Raw genomic sequence first — 5,609 nt, 5'->3', positions numbered from 1 at the left:
GTGCCGTGCCCGAGGCCTTGGCCCCGGCATCGACCGCTCCCGAAACGGGAGGAAGCAAGGTTGTGTTTTCGTGCCACGGAAACTCCCTTACGGGACTTTCCGCGACCACTTCAAACAACCTTGCTCTGCGAGGCCATCCCATTCGGACTGCTCCCGGCGCGGGTCGCATTCCGAACCGCCCGCCGCTCCCTGCGGTCGCCGCGGGCTTGGGATTCGGGGCGTCTGCGACGCAGGTTTACGACCGTGCCCGCTTCACGGGTTTTACTCGGTCATTAGGCTGCGGTCGGACGTGGAGCCATGCGCTGAACTAACACGGATTCGCATATGGCCGAGAACCGAAAGAACAAGGGCGGCAGACCACCCAAAACCGCCGCCGCAAAACACTCCGAAACCGTCCGTTTCCGCGTAACGGCCGCCCAGATGCAAACCCTGCAACAAAGCGCAGCGAAAGGCAGGCTGACCCTGTCGGAATACGCCCGGCAAATGGTGCTTGCCGGAAAAGTCATTGCCTCGACCAGCCCCGAAGAACTGGGTCTGATCGCCGAGCTGACCCGCGAGAAGAACAACCTGAACCAACTTGCCAAAGTCCAGAACGCCGCAGGAGCCGCAACGCGGGAAGCGGAACTGATCCGGATCATCCGGTTTTACAATCGGATGATTGCCAAACTGAAAAGAGAGCAGCAATGATAGGAAAGATCGTAACGGGCAAATCGTTCGGCGGAGCCGTCGAGTATGTCCTCAGGAAAGAGAAAGCCCGCCTGCTGGATAGCGACGGGGTAGATACCGAAAGCATCCGGTCGATAATCGACGGCTTCAACTTCCAACGCAAGGCCCGCCGGGAGATCGCAAAGGTCGTGGGGCATATCTCGCTCTCGTTCCATCGGGACGATGCGCCGACGCTGACCGACGATCGGATGCGGGAACTGGCGGCGGCCTACATGGAGTGCATGGGCATTGCCGATACGCAGTATATCGTCGCCCGGCACAATGACACGGAACATCCTCACCTGCATATTATCTACAACCGGGTGAAATACGATCGGACGCTTGTGGCGGATAAGAACGAACGCCGCCGGAATGTCAAAGTCTGCAAACAGCTTAAACGCCGATACGGACTGACATTCTCCAACGGCAGGCAGGACATAAAGACCGAACGGCTGCACGGAGCGGACAAAGTGCGGCAGGAGGTGTTCGACGCCGTAACCCGCATCCTGCCCAAATGTGACCGGATCGCCGACCTGTCCGCCAAGCTGAAACGGCAGGGGATCGGCGTGCAGTTCGTCCACCGGGGCAACGACCCGAAGAAAGCGGTTCAGGGCGTAACCTTTACCAAAGACAGACTGACATTCAAAGGCTCGCAGGTAGACCGCAAATTTAGCTATGCCGGATTGTCGAAGACGATCCGCGAACGGGTCGAGACGTTGGCACGGGAAGCGGCCGACGAGGAGATCAAATACATGCAGGAAAGACGGCGGGAGCAGGAACGCGACACAACGCCGAAGCCGCAGAAAGCAGAAAGACCGCAACCGCCGCAGGTCAAACGGGAAGAAACACCCCGCCTGCAACAGTCGCGGCAGATGCAACCGGCTTCAGCCGTACCGAAACCCTCCGCGCCGCAGCAGGTCGAAATCGGCGGTACGCGATTTACGCAGGAGCAATGGCGGCAGTTGCAGGAGAACCGGACGCTGCGAATAATCGTTCGCCGCAGCGATGCAAATATGCTGCGCGAATACTGGTTCGACAATGCAGGCGGGGTGCAATACACCCTTATCGCCCTGCGCCGCAGGGATGAAGCCTTTACCCGTGAATTGGTTACGGCGATAAAAGGCTGTCGGCTGACGGTGCAGGAACAGAAACAGTTGTATTCCGGACAGGGGTTGATTAAGGCATTCCGCAGGCAGGACGGAACGGTTTATCGCTTCCGGTTCGGGGTGGAATCAAAGCCCGGACAGAAAGATATGCTGACCGAGTGCGTATTATCCGTGCAACAGCCGCAAGCGGTAAAGCCCGACACAAAGCCACAGGTCAAACCAGAACAGCCGCAGCAGAAAGAACGACCGCAGGTCAGAAGCTATCCACCGAAAAAACGGGGACGATATCTGTAATTTCTAGGATTATTGTGTGTTTTTATCTGAAAAACATATAAAACACGGCAAAAATGAGAGTTTTTCTCGTTTTTGAATAAAAATGTACTATATTTGTTAAAGCATAACTTGTATATAATTCTTTCGACTATGTTAATTAATTTTACAGTAGGAAATTATCGCTCATTTAAAGAGAGAAAATCTTTAAGTATGGAGGCGACGGCTATTAAAGAACACAATGAGTATGTAAAGATTAGAGGAAATTTAAAACTTTTGCCTTCTGCTGTTTTATATGGTGCAAATTCTAGTGGTAAAAGTAATTTAATAAAGGCGTTATCTACCTTTAGGCGAATTATTGTTTCTTCATCCAAATTAAATTCTACAGATAATATTCCCGTTGTTCCTTTTCTTTTATCCGATGAAACGGAAAATCAACCAACCACTTTTGAAATCGAAATTCTAGTTGAGGCAGATATTTATAGATACGGTTTTAAAGCCGATACGGCTAAAGTTCATGAAGAATGGCTTTTTTCTAAAACGAATGGAAAAGGTAGAGAAAAATGTCTTTTTGTTAGAACATCCGAAGGGATAGGGATTACACCTAATTTTCCTGAAGGGAAAGATTTAGAAGAAAAAACTAGAGATAATGCCTTATTTCTTTCAACCGTAGATTCATTCAACGGGGAAATCTCAAAAAAAATAATAAGAACCGTTACAAAAATAGTTCCTCTTTCAGGAATTAATCATGGATATTTGGCTGAATCAACAGAAAAAATGTGTAATGAATTAGGTAAATTTCATGAAGTATTAGATAATTTCTTTACTATGCTTGATTTGGGTTTTAATAAATTTCAAATTCCTGATGATCCGGATGTTATTAGACGAGTCAAAGCATATACTTATCATAATAAATATGATAAAAATGGTCTAATCATAGATCAAGTTCGTTTCAATATGAAGCAAAATGAATCATCAGGAACGAACAAAATATACGACCTCTCTTCTCCAATTATAACCGCTTTAAAAATGGGTCTCATTCTAATTATTGATGAGTTAGATTCGAAGTTGCATCCTATTTTGACGCAGCGAATTATTAAGCTATTTAATGATTCAGAACAAAATATGAGCGGTCAATTAATTTTTGCAACTCACGATACGAATCTTTTAAGTAATAAGGTTTTCCGAAGAGACCAGATTTGGTTTACAGAGAAAGATAAAACAGAGGCTACTGACTTATATTCTTTGGTTGAATTTAAAGAGCCGGATGGTACAAAAATCCGTAATGACAGAAGTTACGAGAAAGATTATATTAACGGTCGTTATGGGGCAATCCCATATATTAAAAATTGATAACCATGGGAAAGCTACTACCAAAATATAAAATGGAAGAAGCAAAAAGGCTAAAAAGAAATGAAAAAATTTCAAAAGGACGTAATATCGAAATACGACCAATAAAAATTAGTTTTTTAATAGTCTGTGAAGGAATCAAAACAGAACCTTTGTATTTTCAAGCATTATTAACGAATAAGACTTCAGAAATTCGTGAGGTTCAGATTGATGGTGCAGGTAGAGGAACTGTGAGTTTAGTAAAACATGCGATTTCAATTAGAAATGGTTCTGACAAAGATTTTGATAGAGTTTGGATAGTCTTTGATAAAGATAGTTTTACAGATTTCAATAATGCCATAAAATTAGCAAACGAAAATAATATTCTTTGTGCATGGAGTAATGAGTCTTTTGAATTATGGTACTATTTACACTTCCATTATTTGGATAATGAAGTTTCTCGTGACCAATATATAACTATGCTTGAACGGGAGTTTCAAAATAGAATAGGAGATCCCTCATTCCGATATCAGAAAAAGAATCCGAATATTTATTCTTTATTGCAAAAATATGGTAATGAAGATCAAGCGATAAAGCATGCTGAAAGACTCAGATCAATACATCGGGGTAAAAACTATGCTACACATAAACCCTGCACAACAGTAGATATACTTGTGCAAGAATTGAAAAATCCTGAATTTTTGTTGTAACGATAAATGTTATGAATAAGATCTATATGTTATTATTATAATAGTCGATTTGCTTACCACAAACCTTTTCCACAATGTCGCGGAGTAGTTCGATCTTGGGGACGAGAGCGTCGATGTCGGCTTTGGTGACGATGAAGTTCTTTTTGTTGTAGCGTGCCTCCAGATAGGCGCGGCGCAGCAGGTCGAACAGGCGTTTTTCTTCGTCCGTGTCGCAGGGGAATACCTTTGCCAGTTCCAGCGTATAGGGCTTGCACTTCTCGATCAGGAATTGCAGGTCGTGTTCTTTATAACCGTAAAGAATATAAACCAACGGGATAGTTTTTAGAAAACTTTCTGTTGCTTGGTGCAACATGAAAGCAGTCATGTGATAATTTTCCTCTTGGTAGTAAAAATTTGCTCCTTTAAAGAAATCAAGGCCATCGGAAAACTTATCATCATAATACTCTTCCGCCATCTTCTTAATCTCGGCATAATCCAACTCTCCGGGCGTGGCTAACTGACATTCGCCCGAATCGTAGAGCATGATTCCCTTTGCGACGATCTCGACGTAGAAATAACGTCCCATCGTCAGGGCGTCGTTCAGCTTGGAGATGCTTTCGTTGATAATCTGGGGTCGGGGCAGGTTCTCGTCGTTCTTCCCGGCTGCAAACCGCTCCCTTATGCGGGCCTCTACCGTGCTTTCCCGTTCTCCCAGCCGACGCTTGGTAACGACCAGCAGATCGTAGTCGCTCATGTAGATCGTCCGCACGCCGTAGTCGCGCCGTTCGTCGCGTTCGACATAGGTATTCGCCGCATAACTCCCGTATAGGATAATCATAACGACATCTTTCACCTCGTCGCGGATCAGTGCGGCCAATTCGCGTAAATCCCGCTGTTTGCGTTCGGGCAGAAAGTCGATGGAGTTCTTCATACCCACAAAATTAGCAAGATTTTTCCAAAAACACACGGCCCGTTGGTATTAGATTCGAAATTGTTCGTATATTTGTTTCACGATTCCTTGAAGCAGTTTCGTTGTATAGGGGCGGCAGAGGCCGTCCGGGAACAAACTGGCAAGCAACTACTATGCAAACTTCAAGGAATTATCTCGATTCGGCATAGCCGACGGACATAACATATAAAGGGTAAACAACTCTTTATACCTAACAGCAAACATAGGAACCTCTTTCGGGAGGGTTTGAAATTGGTATAATGGTTGTCAGTCCTTGTTATGTCCTGCCCATTCCGGGCGGGACAGGCAAGGGCGCAGGACAGCTGCCGATTTCGGGTTTCCTATGACCTGCTGTTAGGGGCTGCAAATGCGCCCCTTTTTTATTTCCATCCGGGGCGCACTCACACACTCACCCCCGGTATTATGTCACGGCACATCAATCGAAAAGAGGCGTTTTTGGCATCCGTCGGCCCTTGGCCGGCGGGCATTGCCGTGTCTGCCGGGGGCTTCACAAGGACGGCGGACATGGCCCTGAAATCTGGTAGTAACACGCAAGTAATC

At 46.1% G+C, this 5,609-nt stretch carries 6 protein-coding genes; 5 read left to right on the top strand and 1 reads right to left on the bottom strand.

Features of this window, described 5'->3' with window-relative positions; translation table 11 throughout:
• From I2E69_RS15335 to I2E69_RS15035, 5 genes are all read left to right on the top strand, one after another.
• Window positions 1-311, top strand: a 311-nt coding sequence (locus tag I2E69_RS15335; protein WP_229095558.1) for a hypothetical protein, incomplete at its 5' end; no start/stop codon positions are given.
• Window positions 312-324: 13 nt separating this feature from the next.
• Complete coding sequence (locus tag I2E69_RS15050) at window positions 325-687, top strand: plasmid mobilization protein (RefSeq protein WP_195462043.1); 363 nt, start codon at window positions 325-327, stop codon at window positions 685-687.
• The gene (locus I2E69_RS15045) at window positions 684-2,105 is read left to right on the top strand and encodes a relaxase/mobilization nuclease domain-containing protein (RefSeq protein ID WP_195462042.1); all 1,422 of its coding nucleotides are present in this window, start codon (window positions 684-686) and stop codon (window positions 2,103-2,105) included. The genes I2E69_RS15050 and I2E69_RS15045 overlap by 4 nt, the downstream gene beginning before the upstream one ends.
• A gap of 129 nt (window positions 2,106-2,234) precedes the next feature.
• The gene (locus I2E69_RS15040) at window positions 2,235-3,434 is read left to right on the top strand and encodes an AAA family ATPase (RefSeq protein WP_195462041.1); all 1,200 of its coding nucleotides are present in this window, start codon (window positions 2,235-2,237) and stop codon (window positions 3,432-3,434) included.
• A 5-nt stretch (window positions 3,435-3,439) separates the two neighbouring features.
• On the top strand, window positions 3,440-4,120 hold the full coding sequence (locus I2E69_RS15035; RefSeq protein WP_195462040.1) for an RloB family protein: 681 nt from the start codon (window positions 3,440-3,442) through the stop codon (window positions 4,118-4,120).
• A 22-nt stretch (window positions 4,121-4,142) separates the two neighbouring features.
• Here I2E69_RS15035 and I2E69_RS15030 read toward each other — a convergent pair whose 3' ends face one another.
• Entirely contained in the window at window positions 4,143-5,030 is an 888-nt protein-coding gene (locus tag I2E69_RS15030) for a HEPN domain-containing protein (protein WP_195462039.1), read from the bottom strand.
• Window positions 5,031-5,609 lie beyond the last annotated feature (579 nt).

Origin of the sequence: Alistipes sp. D31t1_170403_E11 (genome assembly GCF_015553985.1) — a bacterium.
GTDB lineage: Bacteria > Bacteroidota > Bacteroidia > Bacteroidales > Rikenellaceae > Alistipes > Alistipes montrealensis.
Note: the sequence above shows the minus strand (reverse complement) of the source record. Positions and strands in the feature narration are given on the sequence as shown.

Excerpts from the sequence above, each read along its gene's own strand:
- I2E69_RS15050 (WP_195462043.1), top strand. The coding sequence starts at position 325 with ATGGCCGAGAACCGAAAGAACAAGGGCGGCAGACCACCCAAAACCGCC.
- I2E69_RS15040 (WP_195462041.1), top strand. The coding sequence starts at position 2,235 with ATGTTAATTAATTTTACAGTAGGAAATTATCGCTCATTTAAAGAGAGA.
- I2E69_RS15030 (WP_195462039.1), bottom strand. The coding sequence starts at position 5,030 with ATGAAGAACTCCATCGACTTTCTGCCCGAACGCAAACAGCGGGATTTA.
- I2E69_RS15045 (WP_195462042.1), top strand. The coding sequence starts at position 684 with ATGATAGGAAAGATCGTAACGGGCAAATCGTTCGGCGGAGCCGTCGAG.
- I2E69_RS15035 (WP_195462040.1), top strand. The coding sequence starts at position 3,440 with ATGGGAAAGCTACTACCAAAATATAAAATGGAAGAAGCAAAAAGGCTA.